We start from the raw sequence: 21,036 nt of genomic DNA, 5'->3' as shown, positions 1-21,036 counted from the left end.
CACCTTTTCTGAAGGTCTTCTTCAGCTTTCCTGTAACTGAAGTTAACAAGACCGTCCAAAGGAATTGTGACGGATCGGCTTAAATCCCCAATCGGTCGCGCAGCGCGTACCAGGTCATCGCAAGGACGAGGAGCGGCGAGCGCATGGCCGGGCCGCCGGGGAAGCGGTGGATCGGGACCCGCGCCATCACATCGAACCGTTCGGCCTGACCTGCGATGGCCTCGGCCAGAAGCCGGCCCGCGAGCGTGGCCATCGCGACGCCGTGGCCGGAATAGCCCGAGGCGGAGAGGACGTTCGGTTTCACGCGCGCAAAGCAGGGCATGCGGTTCATGGTGATGGCGAGCGTGCCACCCCAGGCATAGTCGATCCTGATGTCCTTGAGGCCCGGGTAAACTTCAAGCATCGGTTTGCGCACGGTCTTGACGATGTCGGGGAAACGGTAGCCGTAGCTTTCGCCGCCGCCGAAGAGAAGGCGGTTGTCGTCGGAGAGCCGCCAGTAGTTCACGACGAACTTGGTGTCGGCGACGGCGACATTCTCGCGCAGGACCTCGGCCGCGCGGTCGCCCAGGGGTTCGGTCGCGACGATGAAATTGTTGATCGGCATGACGCGGGCGGCGACGTAGGGGTCAAGCCCGCCGAGATAGCCGTTGCAGGCGAGGACCACATTGTCGCAGGTGATGCGCGCGTTGGCGGTATGGACGACGGGTTTCGCACCATGGTCGATGCGCTGGACGACGGAATTTTCGTGAAGCCGCACGCCTGCCTTTGCGCAGGCGCGGGCGAGGCCTACGGCATAGTTCAAAGGATGGACATGGCCCGCCCCGCGGTCGATGTCGCCGCCCTTGTAGACGGGCGCGGGCAGGATCGCCTGCAGCGCGTCATTGTCGAGGGGCGTGATCCGGTCGTAGCCATAGTCGCGGGCCATCTTTTCGGCATAATGCCGTGCGTGATCGACCTCGCCCTGGCTGAAGCAGGCGTGGACGATGCCCTCGTGGAAGGTGCAGGGCATGGCATGGTCGCGGATGAGCGTCCGCACCATGTCGACCGATTCCAGCGACAGGTCCCAGAGCTGGCGGGCGTGACCCTTGCCCACGGTTTTCTCGAGCCAGTCCTGATCCTGGCGCTGGCCGGTGCCGACCTGGCCGCCGTTGCGGCCAGAGGCGCCGAAGCCGACGCGGTGGGCTTCGAGCAGGACCACATCAAGCCCGCGCTGGGCGAGGTGGAGTGCGGCGGAGAGGCCGGTATAACCGCCGCCGACCACGCAGACGTCGGCGCGCAGGTCGCCCGCGGGTGCGGGGAAGGGCGCGAGGTCGGCGCGGGTGGCAGCGTAGTAGGAGGCGGGGTAGGTCCCCGCCTTGTCGTTCGCGAAGAGAAGATCCATGGGCGCCTCAGACGTTGAGGAGCAGATGCTCCCGCTCCCACGGGCTGATGACTTCCAGGAATTCCTTGTATTCGTTGCGCTTCACGCTTTCGTAGACGAGGCAGAAATCCTCGCTCATCACGTCACGCAACGGCTGTGCCTCGGCCAGAAGGTCGAGCGCCTGACCGAGCGTCAACGGGATATCATCGTCGAAATCGTTGAACTCGATATTGCGCTCGGGGCGCGGTTCGATCTTTTCCTTCAGCCCCAGATAGCCGCAGGCCAGCGAGGCGGCGATGCCGATATAGGGGTTGCAGTCCATGCCGGCGAGGCGGTTTTCGACGCGCCGGGCGGAGGGGGTCGAGACCGGGACACGCAGGCCGGTGGTGCGGTTGTCGCGGCCCCACTCGACGTTGATCGGCGCAGCGAAGCCCGGGACGTAACGGCGGTAGCTGTTGACGTAGGGCGCGAGCAGCGCAATCGCGGCGGGCAGGTATTTCTGCAGGCCGCCGATGAAATGGTGGAAGGCCTGGGTTTCCTTCTTGCCGTCGGAGAAGATGTTCTTGCCCGTCTCCTTCGACACCACCGAATGGTGGATGTGCATGGCGCTGCCCGGTTCCCCTTCGATGGGCTTGGCCATGAAGGTGGCATAGCAGTCGTGGCGCAGCGCCGCCTCGCGGATCAGGCGTTTGAAGAAGAAGATCTCGTCGGCGAGCTTGACCGGATCGCCGTGGGCGAGGTTGATCTCGATCTGGCCCGAGCCGCCTTCCTGCAGGATGCCGTCGATCTCGAAGCCCTGATGTTCGGCGAAATCGTAGATGTCATCGATGACCTGGCCGTATTCATCGACGGCCGACAGCGAATAGGCCTGTTTGGCGGCGGCACGGCGGCCGGAGCGGCCCATCGGCGGGATGACGGGCAGGTTGGGGTCGATGTTGCGGGCGACGAGGAAGAATTCCATTTCCGGTGCGACGACCGGGGTCAGGCCTTCGGCTTCGAACAGCTGCACGACGCGCTTCAGGACGTTGCGCGGAGCGGTGGGCACCATGTTACCCTCGTCGTCGATCACGTCATGGATGACCTGCAAGGTCGGATCGTTCGCCCAAGGCGCCGCGGTCGCGGTCGAATAGTCGGGCACCAGAACCATGTCCGGCTCGGTGAAGTCGCCCAAGGGATTGTCGGCCCATTCCCCGGTGATCGTCTGCAGAAAGATCGAGTTGGGCAGGAAGAAGGATTTCTGCTTGGCGAATTTCGAGGCAGGCATCGCCTTGCCTCGCGCTACGCCGGCAATGTCGGAGACGATGCATTCCACCTCGTCGACACGGCGCCCGCCAATATAATCGCGGGCTGCTTGCGGCAGTTTCTGGGTCCAGTCGGACATGAATCACACTATTTGTTGCGGTTTTGCTTGAAGAAGTCCGCGATCCGGTCCGCAACCGCGGCAGCGTCGTTGTCATGCCCAAGTTTCGCGGCGGCCGCCGCCATCACGTCGGGGGGCACAAGTCCCGGCGCGCGGGTCCGAAGCAGCCCGTCAACGAATTCATCCTTGAATTCGGGATGGGCCTGGACCGTGAAAGCGAGGTCGCCGTAGACAAGCGCCGCGTTTTCACAAAATTCGTTCGAGGCGCAGACCGTGGCGCCGTCGGGAACCTCGGTCACCTGGTCGCGATGCCAGGCATTGAGCTTGATCGTCTGGCCGTCGAAATCATAGTCGGTTGGCCCGACGGCCCAGCCGGCATCGAAACGTTCGACCTTGCCGCCCATTGCCTGGGCGATGATCTGATGGCCGAAGCAGATGCCGACCATCGGCACCTTCTCGGCGATCGACTTGCGGATGAAATCCTCAAGCGGCTTGATGAAGGGGTGATCCTCGTAGGCGCCATGGCGCGAGCCGGTGATCAGCCAGCCGTCGCAATCATGGACCGAGACGGGGAACTGCATTCCCTCGACATGATAGCTGCGGAACTGCAGGCCGCGGTTGGCCAGAAGTTCGCGGAAGAAATCCGGATAGTCGCCCATCTCGTCGCGCAACGTGTCGGGCGCCTGTCCGGTCTGCAGAATGCCGATCAGCATGAAAATCTCTTGGTTTCAGGGTCTCTTCTCTAGGTAAACCCGCGCCGACGCTCTGGCAAGGCGATGCGGGCCGTGGCGGCGGGGCGGACGTGCCGTTCGCCCCGCGCAGGCCTCACACCGTATCGAGGTAAATCTCGGTCTGCTCGGTCGGCGACAGTTCGGCCATGTAGTGCAGTTCCTGACGCTTGGTCATGACCAGGTTCTGCACGAGTTCCTTCGAGAAGATGCGCGCCATCTTCTCGCTCTTCTCGAAGACATTGATCGCCTCTTCCCAAGTGTCGGGGATCAAGGGCAGGTCGAGCGCATAGGCGTTGCCGGTGATCGGCGGCGGCGGTTCCATCTTTTCTTCGATGCCGATCAGCGCGGCGCCGAGGATGGCGGCGAGCATGAGATAGGGGTTCACGTCTCCGCCTGCCGTGCGGTGCTCGATCCGCCGGGCGGCGGCACTGCCCGAGGGGATGCGGATGGCCGAGGTGCGGTTCTCATAGGCCCAGCAGACCGCGTTCGGGGCATGCGCCTCGGGCACAAGCCGTTCGTAGCTGTTCGCATGGGGTGCGAAGAGAAGCGCGGAATCGTTCATCGCCCAGAGGCAGCCGGCGACAGCGTTCTTCAGCATGTCGGAGCCTTCCGGCCCGCCGTTCGAGAAGACATTGTTGCCGTTCGCGTCGATCACAGAGAAATGGGTATGGAGCCCGTTGCCGGAATATTCCGGATAGGGCTTGGCCATGAAGCTGGCGGCAAAGCCATGGCGGCGGGCGAGGCCCTTCACCAGCATCTTGAAGAACCAGGCATCGTCGGCGGCGCGCAGTGCGTCGTCCTGGTGCATCAGGTTGATCTCGAACTGACCGAGGCCTGATTCCGAGATGGCCGTGTCGGCCGGGATATCCATCGCCTCGCAGGCGTCGTAGAGGTCGGTGAAGAAAGTGTCGAAGGCGTCGAGTGCGCGGATCGACAGGATCTCGGCTGCCTTGCGGCGCTTGCCCGATCGCGGCGAGGGCGGGACCTGCAGGGTCTTGCCGCTGTCGTCGATCAGGAAGAATTCCAGTTCCATCGCGCAGACGGGCGTCAGACCGCGCGCCTTGTAGCGGTCAACGACGGCGCGCAGGGCATGGCGGGGGTCGCCCTCGTAGGGGCGGCCATCCTCGCGGTACATCCAGATCGGCAGAAGCGCGGTCGGCGCCTCAAGCCAAGGCATCGGCATATAGCCGCGTTCGGTCGGCTTCAGGATGCCGTCGGCATCGCCGCTTTCAAACAAGAGCGGGCTGTCCTCGATATCCTCACCCCAAATATCGAGGTTCAGCACCGACATCGGGAACCTTGTCCCGTCCGTCGCCACCTTTTCCGCAAAGCGGGCGGGGATGCGCTTGCCGCGCGCCTGCCCGTTCAGATCCGCTGCAGCTACACGGATCGTGCGCACCTGCGGGTGCTTTCTCAGCCAGTCTTTCATCATCTGTCGCAGCCAGGGCCCGGTTCCATCCGCGCCGCCCACCGGACCACGGCGGTCCGGAAGCGGGGATGGGGACCATGCCCTTGGTCCTTTCTCCCGTTATGACCAATCCCATCCGTCCCGGAAGTCAGGTGCCAGACGCCGCTCTCGCAGTCCGGGCGGGTGCCCGGTGAATTTGATCAAATAACAGATACTACCGGATCAGCTGTGGACGCAAGCGGATTCTTGCTTTCAGATTCTGGGGCAGGTGGCGGTTCAGCCGCTTGTTCACCAGACCGAAGATCCAGGTCAGCGCCAGAGTGATCAGGATGAAGTAGAAGGCGATCACCGGATAGGCCATGAAAGGATTGAAGGTCTTGGCCGAAAAGTAGGAGGCGTAGTAGAGCGCGTCGCCCTGCTGGCGAAAGGCCGGGAAGCCCGAGAAGAAGACGAGCGTGGTGGCCTGGAAGAGGAAGATCGCCTCGTTCGTATAGCCGGGCCAGGCGAGGCGCATGATCGTCGGCCACATCACGCGGCGGAAGCGCGGCCAGCCCGACATGCCATAGGCATCCGCCGCCTCGATATCGCCCTTGGGGATCGAATTCAGCGCGCCATAGAAGATCTCGCCCGCATAGGCGGCGGTGTTGAGCGTGAGGACGATCAGCGCGCCGAGCCAGGCCTTGGTCAGCCAAGAGGTCTCGACTGTGATCGTGGTGAAGCCCAAGGGCAGGTCGAAGCCCACGCGCGGCAGAAGGACGAAGCTTTCATACGCCAGGAAGAACTGGATGAAGAGCGGCGAGCCACGGAAGATGAAGATGAACCATTCGGCGGGCTTGCGGACCCAGGGGTTGTGACTGGCCTTGGCGACCGCGACGGCATTGGCAAGAAAGAAGCCGAACATCAGCGCAAAGATGCCGAAATAGAAGTTCCAGACGAAGCCCGAGCCGATCAGCACGAAATGTTCGCAGAGCGTGAAGTCGGATTTGGGCAGGAGCCGTTCGCCGATGCCGATCGAGCGCAAGCCATAGTCGAGAAGGGTCTGATAGCAGCTCATCGTCCGGCCCTCCGCATCCGTTCACCGGCAAGCGTCGCCTGCCCGTGGCTGAGGTTGCGGGTCAGCCGGCCGATGATCACCTCGGACCCTTTGGTCATCAGAAGGTAGAAGACGAGGAGGACGAGGAAGTAATAGACCCGCCAGTCAGGGTGCGGATAGTCGAAATGTTCGGTCTTGTAGCCGCCGTTCTCGCGCGCCCAGTAGACCACATCCTGGATGCCGAGGATGAAGAGAAGCGGCGTCGCCTTGATGAGGATCATCCAGAGATTCGAAAGGCCTGGCAGCGCATAGGTCCACATCTGCGGCACCATGATCCGCCAGAAAGCCTGCCTGTCGGTCATGCCGTAAGCCTCGGCGGTTTCCATCTGCGCGCGCGGCACGGCCTGCATTGCGCCATAGATCACGCTGGCGGCGAAGGCGCCGAAGACGACGGCGAAGGCAATGACGGCCAGCGTGAAGGCGTAAAGGTCGTGATAGATCTGCGGGCTCGTCGAGAGCGGAAACTTCGCCTGCTGGCAAACCACAAAGTCGCTGCCGCGAAAGATCGGGTCGGTCCATTCCGGGCATTTGATCTTGTGACGGATCATCTCCAGCGCCTGATCCATCGCGATCGGCACGAAGAGGAAGAAGACAATGTCCGGCACGCCCCGCGTCATCGCCGAATAGCCCTTGCCGAACCACGAAAGTGGCGCGATGCGCGACCGCGCCGCCATGGCGCCGCCGAAGCCGAAAGCCAGCGCCACCGGCGCCGTGACGGCCAGAAGGATCAGCACGATGAAGAACGAGCGGTAGAACAGAAGCTGCTTGCCCGAGGTCAGGAAGCAGAGAAACCAGCTCAGACCTTCGAGTGTCTTGGGGTCGGCGCAACTGTCAAACATGGGAATGGCCCGGATGGGGGACGGGGCGCGCAGCAGGCGTGCGTGCGCGCCCCGACCGGTTCAGATTACCAGGTGGTGGCGTTCTCGCCGAACCACTTGACGATCATCGCGTTGAGCGAACCATCGTCCTTCATCGACGTGATCGCCGCGTCGAACTTGGCGCGAAGCTCGGCGTCGCTCTTGCGCATGCCGATGCCGACGCCGCCGCCCAGCGGAACCGGCTCGCCGACGACCATCAGTTCGCCGTTCGATTCCGCGACGATCGGTGCAAGATATTCGCCGTCGGCGAAGACCGCATCCGCCTCGCCATTGCGAACCGCAGCGATGGTTTCGTCGCCAGTGGCATATTCGGCAAGCGTCATGCCTTGTTCGGCGACATAGCCCGACTGGATGGTCGAGGTCTGCGCTGCGATCACGCCGCCCTTGATATCGGCATCAGCCGACTTCGCGACAAAGACCGACGGGGTCGCAGGTTGATAGGCTTCGGAGAAATCGATGACTTCCTTCCGCTCGTCGGTGATCGACATGGCGGCGATGATCGTGTCGTAGTTACCCGAGACGAGGTTCGGGATGATCGAATCCCACTCGTTCACCACCCACTCGCACTTGAGTTCCGCGCGCTTGCACAGCTCGTCGCCCAGCTCCCGCTCGAACCCGTCGACTTCCCCCTTGTCGTTGATGAAGTTCGAGGGAGGATAGGCGCCTTCAGTGCCCATGCGGACAACGTCCTGCGCAAGGCTTACGCCCGCCGTCAGGGCGACGATCGCCGTGGAAAGGATCAGTTTCTTCATATCAAACTCCTCTGTTGGACTTTTCGTTTATCAGGGGCGGTTGTCGCCCTAGAACCATCGGTCGGACAGCGCGTCGAGCGTGCCATCCTCCTGCATTTCAGTGATCGCGCCATCAAGGCGGGCACGCAAGGGATCATTGCCCTTGCAGACGACCATCCCGACGCCGTCCGAGGCGACCGTCTCCTCCCGGACCGTTTCGATGCCATTTGCCTCGAAGAAGGCATCCTTATCGTCCCGGTCGAAGGGGCCATAGGCCAGATCGACCTGGCCGGCCAAAAGCGCATCCAGAAGCGCGCTTTCGCTGCGGTAGGCGCGGAAGCGCAGGCCCGCCTGTCGCAGATGCGCTTCGTGGATCGTTCCGGCCTGAACGCCGGTCAGCGCGGCTTCTGGCGCAGGCGCACCGGCGCGGCCGACGAAGTAATCGCTGCCGCCCGCATGGGTATAGGCTATGGTGAAGTCGACGCTTTCGGCCCGGGCAGGCGTCACCGCGATACCGGAGATCGCCAGATCGAACCGTCCCGACATCACGCCGGGGATCAGCTGATCGAAATCGGCGACCTGCCATTCGCAGTCAAGCGCTGCACGGCGGCAGACCTCGTTGCCGACCTCGACATCGAAGCCGGCAAGCCCGCCCGCCTCGTCGTGGAAGACGTAAGGCGGAAAGGCGGCCTCGGTCCCGATGATCGTCGGTCGCCCGGCAGTGCCTGACGAAACGAGCGTCACCGCGGTCAGAAGACCGGATATGACGCCTGCACAGGGCATCAGGCGGCGGTGGCCGACAGAAAGCCGCGCAGGCGTTCGGTCTGCGGATTGCCGAACAGCTGATCCGGCGCGCCTTCTTCCTCGATCAGGCCCTTGTGGAGGAAGACGACATGATCCGAGACGTCGGCGGCCAGTTTCATGTCGTGGGTGACGAGGAGCATGGTCCGGCCTTCCTCGGCCAGCGCCTTGATGACTTTCACCACTTCCTGTTCCAGTTCGGGATCGAGCGCCGAGGTCGGCTCATCGAACAGCAGCGCCTTGGGTTCCATGCAAAGGGCACGGGCGATAGCGGCGCGCTGCTGCTGGCCACCCGACAGCTGAGCTGGGTAGACATCGCACTTGTCGCCGATACCCACCTTCTCCAGATACTTGCGGGCTGACGCCTCGACCTCGGCCTTGTCGCGGCCGAGAACGGTAACGGGAGCCTCCATCACATTCTGCAGGATCGTCATATGGGCCCAGAGGTTGAACTGCTGGAACACCATCGAAAGGTTGGTGCGCACCCGGATCACCTGCGCGCGGTCAGAGGGATGACGGTTATGCCCATCGCCCTTCCAGCGGATCGGTTCACCATCGAAGAGGATCTCGCCCTGCTGGCTTTCCTCCAGGAGATTGCAGCAGCGCAGAAGCGTGGACTTGCCCGAGCCGGACGAACCGATGAGAGAGATGACCTCGCCCTTGTGAGCGGTGATGGATACGCCCTTCAGGACTTCGAGCTGACCATAGGCTTTGTGCAGGTCAGTGATCTGGATGACCGGAGTCTCTGCCGTTGACACTTTTATGAAATCCCTTCCCCGTTTCTTCGAATAGGGCGGAATCATGTTCGCTTTGCAACGTGAAATATGTCGGGTTTGACGCCACGTTGCGCGAATTGAACGGTACAATCGTCCAATCTGCTACATTCCGGGCGGGGTCGGGACCGCGAGATAGGCCGAGGCCGGAATCTGCACCACACCCTGCAGGTGAAGCGATTTCCGGTCTTCCGGTGCCAGGGCGGCGATCGTCTCGGCGAAGGCCGTCCGCAGCAGGCCGGCATGATCGCGAAGCGCGGTGATCAGCGGCAGGCCCGGCGTAGGCGTGGTGCGCGCGCAGATCCTCAACCTGCGGGCCACGTCGGGCCGGTACGCCTCGACCAGACGCCAGGTCATGGCGTCGATGGCAGCGATATCTGCCTCGCCGTCGGCGACGGCGGTGGCGCTGTCGCGATGGGCGCCGGTGACGAGAATGCGTCCGAACCGGCGCCCGACCCCGGCCGCATGATTTTGCGGTGCCGCCCAGCCCGACTGGCTGTCATAGCCATTGATCGCCAGCGTTCCATCGATGAAGTCCTGCCAGTCTCCCCCGCGGTCAGCAGGCACAACGAGAACGGAATAATAGTAACCGGGCGGAGCGCCTTCGAGCCCGTAATCGGGCGTGCCAACCAGCGTGACCTTGCCGTGCAGCGCAGTCCGGTAGGGAAAGCCGCAGGTCTGGGACAGGAGCAGGTCAGGCGCCGTCCAGTCATGCGCGCGCCGGTCCCGGCTGAGGGTTTCGGGGGCCGCCAGCCCGGTCGCGCGCAGCCGGTCGCGGACACTTGCCCAAAGCTGGTCGTTGGCCGGTTGAACCTCGGGCCAGTCATACATGGGCAGGCTTGCGATCATCGGGCTGTCACTTTCTGCCGGGCGAGCGCGCTGTCACGGTCGGTGATGCCGAGAAGGTTCGCGACCAGCCGGATCAGCGCGTCTTCTTCCGCGTCGCGTCTGTCGTCGGCGAAGGCCACCGACCAGAGCGCCTCGATCAGACGCAGCCGTTCCTCATGGGGGACGGCTTCTTTCAGGGCGCGGGTGAAGCGGACCGTATCGGGCGCTTCCGCCTCAAGCGCTTCGGCGCGCTGCCGCAGATCGACTGCTTCGAACGGGCCGAGCGCATGGTGCGTGGTGAGGATGCGGTCGATCCGGTCCCGCTCGGCCGATTCATAGCTGCCGTCCGCCCGCGCCACCCGGACGAGAAGCGCCGCGAGCGCAAGAGCCGCATCGTCGCCGGAGACCGGTGTTGGAGCGGGCGCGAGAAGAGACTTCAGGAAACGGCTGACCATGAACCCGCTATAGCGGTCCTTTCCAACCGCGAGAAGCCCACGACGCGCCGCCAGTTGAAAGCGCGCGCTTAGTTCACTAACTATCGCTCAAATATTGGGGACAGTCTCGGATGATGGAAATCTTTACGCCTGAGGGGTTCAGCGCCCTCATGCAGGTCATTGCGATCGACCTGGTGCTTGCGGGCGACAATGCAATCGTGATCGGCTTGGCCGCTGCCGGCCTGCCGCGCGAACAGCGGGCAAAGGCGATCCTGGTCGGGATAATCGCCGCAACGGTCATGCGGATCGGCTTCGCGCTGATCGCGACCGAGTTGATGGGGATCATCGGCCTGCTTCTGGTCGGCGGCATCCTTCTCCTTTGGGTCTGCTGGAAGATGTGGCGCGAGCTGCGCGAAGGTCACGCCGACGAGGAGCGCGCCGAAGAAGCTTTGACCGGCGAGGACATTAACGCCGACGGGCTGGTTGCGGCAGGCGGGCCGCGCAAGACCTTCTCGCAGGCGGCCTGGCAGATCGTCATCGCCGACGTTTCGATGTCGCTCGACAATGTGCTCGCCGTCGCGGGCGCCGCGCGGGAACATCCGACCGTGCTGGTGATCGGCCTCGTCCTGTCAATCGCTCTGATGGGGCTGGCGGCAACTTTCGTGGCGCGGCTTCTGAACAAGCACCGCTGGATCGCCTATGTGGGCCTCGCGATCATTCTCTATGTCGCACTGAAGATGATCTGGGAGGGCTGGCACGATGTCGGCCCCGCCGTCGCGGGCGTGATCGGCGGCTGAGCGAAAGGAACGGGGGCCACGGCCCCCGTTTTCATTTCCAGCAGCTGACGAGAACGGTCATGTCGCGGGCAAGTTTCGCGAGGTCCTCGGCGGCCAAGGTGCCAGTGCGGTCCGACGTGGTGAAGGTCAGGCCTTGCGCTTCCAGCGCCTTGCCAATTGCCGCGCCCTTGAGGGTGAAGCTGACATCCTTGGGAAGCGCGCGCCCCGCCTCGTCCGTCTTCGGTAGCAGCATGCCGATCATGGCACCCGATCCGTTCAGGACCGCGCCACCCGCGTCGCCCGCGAGCGTGGTCAAAGTCAGCCGGTCGAGTTCGGCCTCGCCATTCAGCCCCTGCCCTTCCGAAAAAGTGCCGGTCGACACGACCGGGGCAGAGAGCTTGTCCTCATAGGAATAGCCCGCCAGAGCCACGTCGGAATCAAGGCGCGGTGCCGTCGGCGCAAGTGCCGCGAAAGCGCGCGGCGCGAGCGGCGCGGAGGGTTTCAGGATCGCGAAGCCAAGCGTCGGGTCCTCGAAGGCGACGGTTGCGTCGGTCCGGCCGTCAAGCGTAACCCGCGTGCAGCCCGCAAGCACTTCGCTGGTCGTCAGCACCGTGCCCTCGCCGTCGATGAAGGCGCCGGTGCGCGCAATTGCCGGGCGGCGGATGTCGAGACCGCTTGTCAGGTCGGCGGCGGTGGTCGAGGAGGGCTCGCCCAGATTTTCGTCGAGCGCGACCGAGCCCGCGGGCTTGAAGCTCGCCTTCATAGCCTCGAGCACGCGTGCCCGGCGGGCGCTGTCGTCGGTGGGCGCGATCAGCGCGAAACCCTTGATGAAACCACCCTCAAGCGCGGCTTCCGCATGGGCAGTCTTGCCATTGCCCTCGCCGTCAATGGTGAACGAGGCGCGGCCGATCGACCGAGCCCCCTCCATCGGCATGATTTCCATCGCCTGAAGCCGCTCATAGAGCGCCACAAGATCCTTCTGATCGCCGCGGCGCGAGATGAGCAGGACCTGATAACCCGAGCCATCCTTCTCGCCGTACGCGGCGAAGGGAGGCTGGTAGCCGTCAAATTTCACGAGACCGAGCGGAAGGTCGATGTCGATCCCCGCTTCCTTCTCGCTTACGCGCTCGATACCCATGGTCGCGCGCTCCGCAGTCCAGCGACCCGTAAGATCGCCGCGCTGGGCGGTCGTTAGGATGCCAGTCTCGGGCGCCCCGATCTCTGCTTGCCAGCTGGCCATCGCCGCGCGCGTGCCCTTGCCGAAAGACCCGTCGATGGCGCCCTGATAGACGCCGAACCATTGCATGGCGCGCTGCAGATCCATCCGCTCGTCCGCCGACAGTGCGGATTCCGACCGGCGCGCCTCTTCCACCGTTTCTTCCGGGAGAACTGGCGTCGGGGCGGCGGCCGGTTCTGTCGCCGGGGGTTCAGTCGACGGAGCCTCTGGCGCGGCTGTCGTCTCCGCCGGTGCGGCCGCATCGAGCCCCGCAGGCCAGAACCGGCGGCCAAGCTCGCCCTCGGTCGCCACGAAACTGTCGCCCGGGATCAGCCGTTCGCTGGTCAGAAGCGCAAGCTGGCGCGCGGCTTCTTCGGGCGTGAAGGGCCCGAGAACGATGGCGTACCAGCCGCTTTTCAGCCGGTAACCCTGCACATTGGTAAAGGCCCCGGCATAGGCGCGGGCGCGGCCCTCTGCCTCGGTCAGCGAGGGTTGTGCCTCGATCTGGACCCAAGTGTCCTGCCCGTGCACCAGGGTTGCGGCGAACGCCGCCCCCAGAAAGGTTGCGGTCCAAAGCGCGCGTTTCATGCTCAAATGCCTCTCGGTCGGGTCTTATGCCTGCGAATCCGGGCCGCAACCTAACAGGTTTCAGCGCGGCGTCACCCCAAAAACCCGTGTGTTGCCCGTCCGCCGATTGACCGAGGACCGGCTGTTGCCTAAGGAGGATCAGCTTTCCACCACAGGCGCGCGAATGTCTATCACCCGACCCCGGTCCTTTCAGGAAATCATCCTCCGCCTGCAAGCCTACTGGGCGGGCAAGGGCTGCGCCGTGCTGCAACCCTACGACATGGAGGTTGGCGCTGGCACCTTCCATCCGGCGACGACCCTGCGCTCACTTGGTGCGCGGCCCTGGGCGGCGGCCTATGTCCAGCCCTCGCGCCGCCCGACCGATGGGCGCTATGGCGAGAACCCCAACCGGTTGCAGCATTATTATCAGTATCAGGTTATCATCAAACCTTCGCCGCTTGATCTGCAGGATCTCTATCTCAGCTCGCTGGCGGCGATCGGTCTGGACCCCGCACTGCACGATATCCGTTTCGTCGAGGATGACTGGGAAAGCCCGACGCTCGGCGCCTGGGGCCTTGGCTGGGAGGTCTGGTGCGACGGGATGGAGGTGAGCCAGTTCACCTATTTCCAGCAGGTCGGCGGGCATGACTGCCGCCCGGTCTCGGGCGAGCTGACCTATGGCCTTGAACGGCTGGCGATGTATGTCCTCGGCGTCGATCATGTGATGGACATGCCGTTCAACGACCCGCAGTCGCCCATTCCCCTGGCCTATGGCGACATCTTCCGCCAGACCGAGGAGGAATACAGCCGCCACAATTTCGATCAGGCCGACACTGAGATGCTGTTCCAGCATTTCAAGGATGCCGAGGCGGAGTGCGAGCGCATCCTCGCGGCGGACGAGATGGACAAGGCCGGTCGGCGCATCGTGATGGCGCATCCGGCCTATGACCAGTGCATCAAGGCCAGCCACCTCTTCAACCTTCTCGATGCGCGCGGCGTCATCTCTGTCACCGAGCGGCAGGCCTATATCGGCCGGGTCCGGGCGCTGGCCAAGAAATGCGCGGATGCCTTTGTCACCACGCCCAGCGGACAGGCCGCATGACAGACTATCGGCCGGCAAACGCCTATCAGCGGCTGCTTGCCCGCATCGGACGCTGGCCAAATCCCATTGGCGCATCAGCGCGCCGCAAGCTGCGTCGTGCCTGGGCCGCGCGAACGCTTGCTGACTTCGAGAAGGAAATGGGGCGACTCGGTCCCGATGACATAGCGCTCGACCTCGGCGCAAATGTCGGTGTCTTCACGCGACGCCTTGCCGCGACCGGCGCCACGGTCCACGCTTTCGAACCTGACCCGGATACATTCGCGCAGCTGAAGGAGGCATGCGGCGGCCTTCCGAATGTCATCCTGCACGAGGCGGCGGTCGGCGCCGCAAGCGGTACCGTTCGTCTCTATCGGGCGCCGTCTGATAGGCGCACAGTTTATTCGGAAATGGCGTCGACCGTCTTTTCCGCGTCGCGCCAGTATCGGGCCGAGTCGATCGACGTCGAACAGCGGGCGTTCGCCGAAGTCCTGGAGGGACTTCCACGACCGGCCGCGCTTATCAAGATGGACATAGAAGGAGCGGAATTTGACATCTTGTGCGACATCTTCCGCGACCCGGGCCGATGGAGCTTCGGTGCGCTATTCGTGGAAACCCACGAAACCCGCGCTCTGAATCAGATCCCGGCAATTGACCAGATGCGCGCAATTGCGGCAGACCTCCGGCGCCCACGGATAAATCTCTACTGGCCCTGATCATGAATGGTAAGATCGTTGCAGGTACTATTGTGATAACCGCCCTCCTGGCTGGCATGGCCCTCTACTATGCTCAGGAATACGCCTATTTCCGTGCGATCGAACCGGCCTCTGCCGAAGCAGAAATCGGGCTGCAACCGATCGCGGGCGCAATTGCCGAACCCATGCTGGTGACATCGGATTTCGAAGGGGTGGACGCGAACAGCTCCCCCCTGCGCTTCCGCGCCTGTTTCATGACGCCGATGTCGCTCGCGATGCTCACCGAAAGCTATGTGATCTACGAAAAGCCCACACCGCTCAACGCGCCTTCCTGGTTTGACTGTTTCGACGCGAGCCTAATCGGCGCTGACCTGGAGGCGGGCAAGGCCGTGGCCTTCCTGTCAGAGGAAAACATCGCCCCCGGCGTCGACCGGGTGGTGGCCGTCTATCCCGATGGCCGGGCCTACGCCTGGCAGCAACTGAACGAAAGCGCGGACAAGTAATGCCCGACCTGCTGATCGAACTCTTTTCCGAGGAAATCCCCGCCCGCATGCAGGCCCGCGCGCGCGAGGATCTGAAGAAGCTCGTCACCGACGGGCTGGTCGAGGCCGGTCTGACCTATGGCGGTGCCGCCGCCTTCTCGACGCCCCGCCGCCTGACCTTGGCCATCGAGGGGCTGACAGCCGAAAGCGCAGCCGTCCGCGAGGAACGCAAGGGGCCGGCAACGACCGCGCCTGACGCCGCGATCGAGGGCTTTCTGCGCTCGACGGGCCTCACGCGCGACCAGTTGGACGTGCGCGACGACAAGAAGGGCCAGGTCTATTTCGCCGTCGTTACCAAACCCGGTCGCGCCGCCCCCGCGATCATCGCCGAGGTGCTGGAGGCCACGATCCGCACCTTCCCCTGGCCGAAGTCGATGCGCTGGGGATCGGGCAGCCTGCGCTGGGTCCGCCCGCTGCATTCGATCCTCTGCCTGCTGACGACAGAGGCCGGGGCCGAAGTGGTGCCTCTTGATATCGACGGCATCGCCTCGGACAACCGGACCCGGGGCCACCGGTTCCTTTCGAATGGCGACCTGTCGGTCTCCTCCTTCGACGATTACGCCGTCAAACTGAAACGCGCCCATGTGATCCTCGACCCCGCCGAGCGCGAGGCGCGCATCTGGGCCGACGCCACCAACATGGCCTTCGCGGCCGGGCTGGAGCTGGTCGAGGACAAGGCACTTCTCTCCGAGGTCGCGGGGCTTGTCGAATGGCCGGTGGTGCTGATGGGCCGGATTGGAGAGGACTTCCTTCACCTCCCGCCCGAGGTGCTGCAAACCTCGATGCGCGAACATCAGAAGTTCTTCTCGGTCCGCAATCCCAAGACCGGGCGGATCGAAGGCTTCGTGACGGTGGCCAATACCGAAACCGCCGACCATGGCGCGACGATCCTGAAAGGCAACCAGAAGGTCCTCTCGGCCCGCCTGTCAGATGCGCGGTTCTTCTGGGAAAACGACCTGCGCGAGGCGAAGGGGGGCATGGGCAAGTGGCTCGATGGCCTCAAGTCCGTCACCTTCCACAACAAGCTCGGCAGCCAGGCCGAACGGATCGAGCGCATCGCCGCCCTCGCCCGCGAGATCGCACCGCTTGTGGGTGCGGACGCCGCACAGGCCGAACGCGCCGCGCGGCTGGCGAAGGCCGACCTCCGCTCCGGCATGGTCGGTGAATTCCCCGAACTGCAAGGCACCATGGGCCGCTATTATACTTTGGAGGCTGGCGAAGCCCCCGAAGTCGCCAACGCCGCCCGCGACCATTATTCCCCGCTCGGGCCGTCCGACGCCGTGCCGTCGGTGCCCGTGTCGGTCGCCGTGGCGCTCGCCGACAAGATCGACACGCTGACCGGCTTCTGGGCGATTGATGAGAAACCCACGGGGTCGAAAGACCCGTTCGCGCTGCGGAGGGCGGCGTTGGGGGTTATTCGGTTGGTGCTGGGGAATTCGATCCGGGCGGGCCTTTCTTCGGTAGTCGATGGCCATCGCGAACGGGTTGCGAACAGCTCTGCGGGAGGAGCTATGGCTGATAGAGCCGACCTCCTCTCCTTCTTCCACGACCGCCTGAAAGTCTTCCTCAAGGATCAGGGCATCCGCCATGATGTGATCGACGGCTGTCTGGCCATGCCGGGCAATGACGACCTCACCCTCCTCGTCAAACGCGCCGAGGCGCTCGCGGCCTTCCTCAAGACCGACGACGGGGAAAACCTGCTGCAGGGCTTCAAGCGGGCGAACAATATCCTGACGCAGGCCGAGGCGAAGGATGGGGTGGAATACAGCTACGGCGCCGATGTGAAATTCGCCGAGACCGCCGAGGAACGCGCCCTTTTCGCCGCCCTCGACGCCGCCGAGGCCGCCATCGCCCCGGCCATGAAGGCCGAGGATTTCGGGCAGGCCATGTCCGCCATAGCCCGCCTCCGCGCACCCATCGACGCCTTCTTCACCGCCGTTCAGGTCAACAGCGACAACCCGGTCGTCCGCCGCAACCGCCTGAACCTTCTCTCCCGCATCCGCACCGTCTGCCTCTCCGTCGCCGACCTGACGAAACTCGAAGGCTGAGGCGCAAGGCTGTCTGCCCACCCGAGACCATTTCAGTACAGAACGCGGATCATCCCTACGTTCTGTCCGAAAATACTCCGGGAGGGTCCGGGAGGGCAGAGCCCTCCCGGCGGGTCGGCCCGCCGCAGGCGGGACGAAACCTTTCGCCCTCCCCCGAATCTTCGCCTTGCCCCGAATCAGAACCGGCGTATTCTGCGCGCGAAAGGAATCGCTGCAGTGCAGAAACATCAGGACTTTGCAGAGCTGACCGAGATCACCCCCTCTTCGGGGATCGAGGCCGCGCGCCATGGCTGGCGGGCGAAGTGCCTGCAGCGGCTCATCCGGATGGACCTGCCCGTGCCGAAGACGGTCGCCCTGCCGGTCGAGGCGGTGCGCGCGATTGCCGCAGGTACCCCGCCCGACACCAGAAAGCTCGCGGGCCACTTCGGTCCCACACCCCTCATGGCGGTCCGCTCGAGCCCTGCGAACCCCGAATGGGGCGGGCCGAACACCGTCCTGAATGTGGGCATGAACGCTGAACGCCACGCCGAACTGACGGCAAGCCATGGCGCCGCTTTCGCCGACGCGGTTTATCTCGGCTTCGTGCAGGCCTATGCGATCAATGTCGCGCGGCTTGACCCCGATATGTTCTCGGACGAACCCTCGCCCACCGCGCTCGCTGCCGCCCTTGCCGCCTACGAGGCGGAGATGGACGAGGAATTTCCTCAGTCCGCCGCCCAGCAATTGTCCGAAGTGCTCCGTTCCATGGCGCGCGCCTGGGAAGGCACGACCGCGCGGCTTCTCAGGCAGGCCAAGGGTGCGCCGGCGGACGCGGCGCTCGGGCTTCTGGTGCAGGAGATGGTGCAGATGGTCGGCCCGGGCCTTGCAGGCTTCGGCACCATCCAGCTGGTCGATGCCGTGACCGGCGCGCCGCAGGTCACCGGGCGTTTCAGGGGCCAGAAACCGGCCGACCGCAAGGCGGAAGAAACGCTCTACCTCGTGCGCGACAAGCGCGGCGCCTCGCTTGAAGAGGCGAAACCGGAGATATTCGCCGACCTTCAGCGCCATTGCGCCGCCGCACGCGAGAAGCTGCGCGAGGAGATGCAGATCGAATTCGCGCTGGAAAACGGCGCGCTGAAGATCATCGATGCGGTGAAGGTCTCGCGCTCGTCCCGCGCGGCGGTGCGTATCGCCGTGGGTCTTGCGCGCGACGGGATCATCAGCCGCGAGGAGGCGCTCTTGCGCGTTCAGCCGCGCGCTTTGTCAGAACTCCTCCACTATCAGGTCGACCCGCGGGTCGAGCGCGACCGTCTGGCGCGCGGCATTCCGGCCAGCCCCGGCGGCGCCTCGGGCCGCATTGTCTTTACCGCCGCCGACGCGCAGACCGCCGCCTCGCAGGGCGAGGCTTGCATTCTTGTGCGCCGCGAAACCGCGCCGGAAGACATCCGCGGCATGCATGCCGCCGTAGCCGTCCTGACCGAACGCGGCGGCATCACCAGCCATGCCGCCGTGATCGCACGCGGCCTTGGCCTTCCCTGCATCGTTGGCGCCTCGGACCTGAAGCTGAACCTGCGCGACAAGGTCATCATCACGCCGGACGGGCGCACGCTCCGCGAAGGCGACAAGATCACCGTCGACGGCACGTCGGGTGAAATTCTGGCGGGCGAGGCGGCGATGCTGGAACCCGCGCTCGATGAATATTTCACCACGCTTCTGCACTGGGCCGACAATGTCCGCGACATCGGCGTGCGCGCCAATGCCGACACGCCCGACGATGCCCGCACCGCGCGCATGTTCGAGGCGGAAGGGATCGGCCTGTGCCGGACCGAACATATGTTCTTCGACGAAGACCGGTTGACGGTGATGCGCGAGATGATCTTCGCCGACACGGCGAAGGACCGCAAAGTGGCGCTCGACCGGCTTTTGCCAATGCAGCGCGCCGACTTCATCGCGCTTTTCGACATCATGGCGGGGTTGCCGGTCTGCATCCGCCTCTTCGACCCGCCGCTTCATGAATTCCTGCCGCAGGACCGCGAGGGCATGCGCGAACTGGCCGAAGCCCTGGACAAGCCCCTGTCGGACGTGACCCGCCGGGTCGAAGCTCTGTCGGAATTCAACCCGATGCTCGGTATGCGCGGTGTGCGCCTTGGCGTTACCGTGCCGGAGATCTACGAAATGCAGGCCCGCGCCATTTTCGAGGCAACGGTCGAGGCCCGCCGCCGGGGCGCGGAAGTGGTGCCGGAAGTGATGATCCCGCTCGTTTCCGCCATGCGCGAGGTCGAACTGGTCAAGAATCGAATCGATGCGGTGGCGGCGGCGGTCCGAAACGAGCTGAAATGCGATTTCGACTTCAAACTCGGGGTCATGGTGGAAACCCCACGCGCTGCGCTTCGCGCTGGTGACATCGCCGAACATGCGGCGTTTCTGTCCTTCGGGACGAACGACCTGACACAGATGACCTACGGCCTGTCGCGCGACGACGCTGGCCGGTTCATGTCGACCTACGTCAACCAGGGCGTGTTCGCCGAGGACCCGTTCCATGTGCTCGACGCCGAGGGCGTGGGCGAGCTTCTCCTCATCGGTTGCGAGCGGGCGCGCGGTGCGCGGGCCGACCTGACGCTGTCGGTTTGCGGCGAACATGGAGGGAATCCGGAGTCGATCGCCTTCTGCCGCAAGGCCGGGGTCGACTATGTCTCCTGCTCGCCCTTCCGCGTTCCGGTCGCCCGGCTGGCCGCAGCACATCTTGCGTTGACCGAGCCGAAATCTCTCTAGATTTCGCTTTTCAGTTGCGAAATTTCCACTTAATTATCAGCGCATAACCCACCCAAATGGGCCTGAGTGATTCGCTCTGATCGGCAAAAATCCGCTCAGAAAGCCTGCGTTCGTCCTTGATGCTGGACGCGCTGGGCGCAGCCCCCTATGCCCTCGTCTGTCATTGCCTGGGGGCTGTGGCTCGTCGAAACCATTCGGGACTTCTAAATGTCATCGCTGAAGTGCTGGACCAGAAGCATGGTCATGCTTCTTGCCCTTGCTCCTGCTGCGCATGCCGAAATGACGGTGAGCCAGTCGAACGATCCGTCCGCGCCGCTGAGTATCAATCTCGCGGGCCTTTTCGCGCAGGAAAATGCTGCGCTGGGGCAAGTGGATGAAGGCCGGTTTTCCGAGATCATCGCGCCACCGGTCGTGACCAAGACGACCAAGGCCAAGAAGGCCGATCCTCTGGCAGCGACCTATGATGCGGCCTGGATCGAGGCGTTGCCAGCGGCGCCAGAGACGGCCGAACTCGATTGTCTGGCGCGCGCGGTCTATTTCGAGGCGCGCGGCGAATCGATCAAGGGACAGGCAGCGGTTGCCGAAGTGGTGCTGAACCGCACCGACAGCCCCTATTTTCCGCGCACCGTTTGCGGCGTGGTCAATCAGGCGGGCGGCGGCGGATGCCAGTTTTCCTTCGTTTGCGATGGCCGCAAGGATGTGATCGGCGACCGCCAGGCCTGGTATGTCGCCGAAAAGATCGCCGCTGCCTATATCGCCGGTACGCCGCGCGACCTGACCGACGGTGCGACCTACTTCCACACGCCCGCCGTGAAGCCGTCCTGGGCGAGCCGCTTCCCGATGACGGTCCGGATCGGGGCGCATTTCTTCTATCGTCAACCAATCTTCACCGCTTCGAACTGATTGTTGCCAATTTGGTGACTTTAATCCGCGCACGCGATCCGCGATCATCGTTGACGGGATGCG

The 21,036-nt window shown here is 64.1% G+C and carries 19 protein-coding genes; 7 read left to right on the top strand and 12 right to left on the bottom strand.

What is annotated here, in order from left to right:
- Nucleotides 1-79: 79 nt before the first annotated feature.
- From OU426_RS12985 to OU426_RS12935, 11 genes are all read right to left on the bottom strand, one after another.
- Complete coding sequence (locus tag OU426_RS12985; RefSeq protein WP_267634452.1) at nt 80-1,381, bottom strand: NAD(P)/FAD-dependent oxidoreductase; 1,302 nt, start codon at nt 1,379-1,381, stop codon at nt 80-82.
- A 7-nt stretch (nt 1,382-1,388) separates the two neighbouring features.
- Nucleotides 1,389-2,741, bottom strand: coding sequence for a glutamine synthetase family protein (locus OU426_RS12980; protein WP_267634451.1), 1,353 nt, complete (start codon nt 2,739-2,741; stop codon nt 1,389-1,391).
- Between the two features lie 8 nt (nt 2,742-2,749).
- Complete coding sequence (locus OU426_RS12975) at nt 2,750-3,433, bottom strand: type 1 glutamine amidotransferase (protein WP_267634450.1); 684 nt, start codon at nt 3,431-3,433, stop codon at nt 2,750-2,752.
- 112 nt (nt 3,434-3,545) lie between these two features.
- A complete protein-coding gene (locus OU426_RS12970; protein WP_267634539.1) occupies nt 3,546-4,880 on the bottom strand; it encodes a glutamine synthetase family protein in 1,335 nt (444 codons plus the stop codon).
- Nucleotides 4,881-5,073: 193 nt separating this feature from the next.
- Complete coding sequence (locus tag OU426_RS12965) at nt 5,074-5,913, bottom strand: ABC transporter permease (RefSeq protein ID WP_267634449.1); 840 nt, start codon at nt 5,911-5,913, stop codon at nt 5,074-5,076.
- The gene (locus tag OU426_RS12960) at nt 5,910-6,791 is read right to left on the bottom strand and encodes an ABC transporter permease (protein WP_267634448.1); all 882 of its coding nucleotides are present in this window, start codon (nt 6,789-6,791) and stop codon (nt 5,910-5,912) included. The genes OU426_RS12965 and OU426_RS12960 overlap by 4 nt, the downstream gene beginning before the upstream one ends.
- Before the next feature lie 65 nt (nt 6,792-6,856).
- Complete coding sequence (locus OU426_RS12955; RefSeq protein ID WP_267634447.1) at nt 6,857-7,582, bottom strand: transporter substrate-binding domain-containing protein; 726 nt, start codon at nt 7,580-7,582, stop codon at nt 6,857-6,859.
- 48 nt (nt 7,583-7,630) lie between these two features.
- Nucleotides 7,631-8,344: a substrate-binding periplasmic protein gene (locus tag OU426_RS12950; protein ID WP_267634446.1), complete on the bottom strand. Its 714-nt coding sequence runs from the start codon at nt 8,342-8,344 to the stop codon at nt 7,631-7,633.
- Entirely contained in the window at nt 8,344-9,120 is a 777-nt protein-coding gene (locus tag OU426_RS12945) for an ABC transporter ATP-binding protein (protein ID WP_267634445.1), read from the bottom strand. The genes OU426_RS12950 and OU426_RS12945 overlap by 1 nt, the downstream gene beginning before the upstream one ends.
- Before the next feature lie 120 nt (nt 9,121-9,240).
- Nucleotides 9,241-9,984 (bottom strand): phosphate/phosphite/phosphonate ABC transporter substrate-binding protein, encoded by a 744-nt coding sequence (locus OU426_RS12940; protein ID WP_267634444.1) that lies wholly within the window; start codon nt 9,982-9,984, stop codon nt 9,241-9,243.
- Entirely contained in the window at nt 9,981-10,418 is a 438-nt protein-coding gene (locus OU426_RS12935) for a tellurite resistance TerB family protein (protein ID WP_267634443.1), read from the bottom strand. The genes OU426_RS12940 and OU426_RS12935 overlap by 4 nt, the downstream gene beginning before the upstream one ends.
- A 110-nt stretch (nt 10,419-10,528) precedes the next feature.
- Here OU426_RS12935 and OU426_RS12930 point away from each other — a divergent pair, with 110 nt between their 5' ends.
- The gene (locus OU426_RS12930) at nt 10,529-11,194 is read left to right on the top strand and encodes a TerC family protein (protein ID WP_267634442.1); all 666 of its coding nucleotides are present in this window, start codon (nt 10,529-10,531) and stop codon (nt 11,192-11,194) included.
- A gap of 31 nt (nt 11,195-11,225) precedes the next feature.
- Here OU426_RS12930 and OU426_RS12925 read toward each other — a convergent pair whose 3' ends face one another.
- Entirely contained in the window at nt 11,226-12,977 is a 1,752-nt protein-coding gene (locus tag OU426_RS12925) for a serine protease (protein WP_267634441.1), read from the bottom strand.
- Nucleotides 12,978-13,140: 163 nt separating this feature from the next.
- Here OU426_RS12925 and OU426_RS12920 point away from each other — a divergent pair, with 163 nt between their 5' ends.
- The 6 genes from OU426_RS12920 (at nt 13,141) to OU426_RS12895 (ending at nt 20,973) form a co-directional block, all read left to right on the top strand.
- The gene (locus OU426_RS12920; protein ID WP_267634440.1) at nt 13,141-14,058 is read left to right on the top strand and encodes a glycine--tRNA ligase subunit alpha; all 918 of its coding nucleotides are present in this window, start codon (nt 13,141-13,143) and stop codon (nt 14,056-14,058) included.
- Nucleotides 14,055-14,750 (top strand): FkbM family methyltransferase, encoded by a 696-nt coding sequence (locus tag OU426_RS12915; RefSeq protein WP_267634439.1) that lies wholly within the window; start codon nt 14,055-14,057, stop codon nt 14,748-14,750. The genes OU426_RS12920 and OU426_RS12915 overlap by 4 nt, the downstream gene beginning before the upstream one ends.
- Before the next feature lie 2 nt (nt 14,751-14,752).
- Nucleotides 14,753-15,232 (top strand): DUF6446 family protein, encoded by a 480-nt coding sequence (locus OU426_RS12910; protein ID WP_267634438.1) that lies wholly within the window; start codon nt 14,753-14,755, stop codon nt 15,230-15,232.
- Entirely contained in the window at nt 15,232-17,319 is a 2,088-nt protein-coding gene (gene glyS / locus OU426_RS12905) for a glycine--tRNA ligase subunit beta (RefSeq protein ID WP_267634437.1), read from the top strand. The genes OU426_RS12910 and glyS overlap by 1 nt, the downstream gene beginning before the upstream one ends.
- Before the next feature lie 243 nt (nt 17,320-17,562).
- Nucleotides 17,563-20,070, top strand: coding sequence for a putative PEP-binding protein (locus OU426_RS12900; RefSeq protein WP_420712600.1), 2,508 nt, complete (start codon nt 17,563-17,565; stop codon nt 20,068-20,070).
- A 207-nt stretch (nt 20,071-20,277) separates the two neighbouring features.
- Nucleotides 20,278-20,973 carry a cell wall hydrolase gene (locus tag OU426_RS12895; RefSeq protein ID WP_267634435.1) on the top strand — a complete coding sequence of 232 codons (696 nt, stop codon included), beginning with the start codon at nt 20,278-20,280 and terminating at the stop codon, nt 20,971-20,973.
- The last annotated feature ends 63 nt before the right edge of the window (nt 20,974-21,036 follow it).

It is taken from the genome of Frigidibacter sp. RF13 (assembly GCF_026626305.1).
Lineage (GTDB): Bacteria > Pseudomonadota > Alphaproteobacteria > Rhodobacterales > Rhodobacteraceae > TMP-24.
This window is presented reverse-complemented; position numbering and strand designations above follow the sequence as displayed.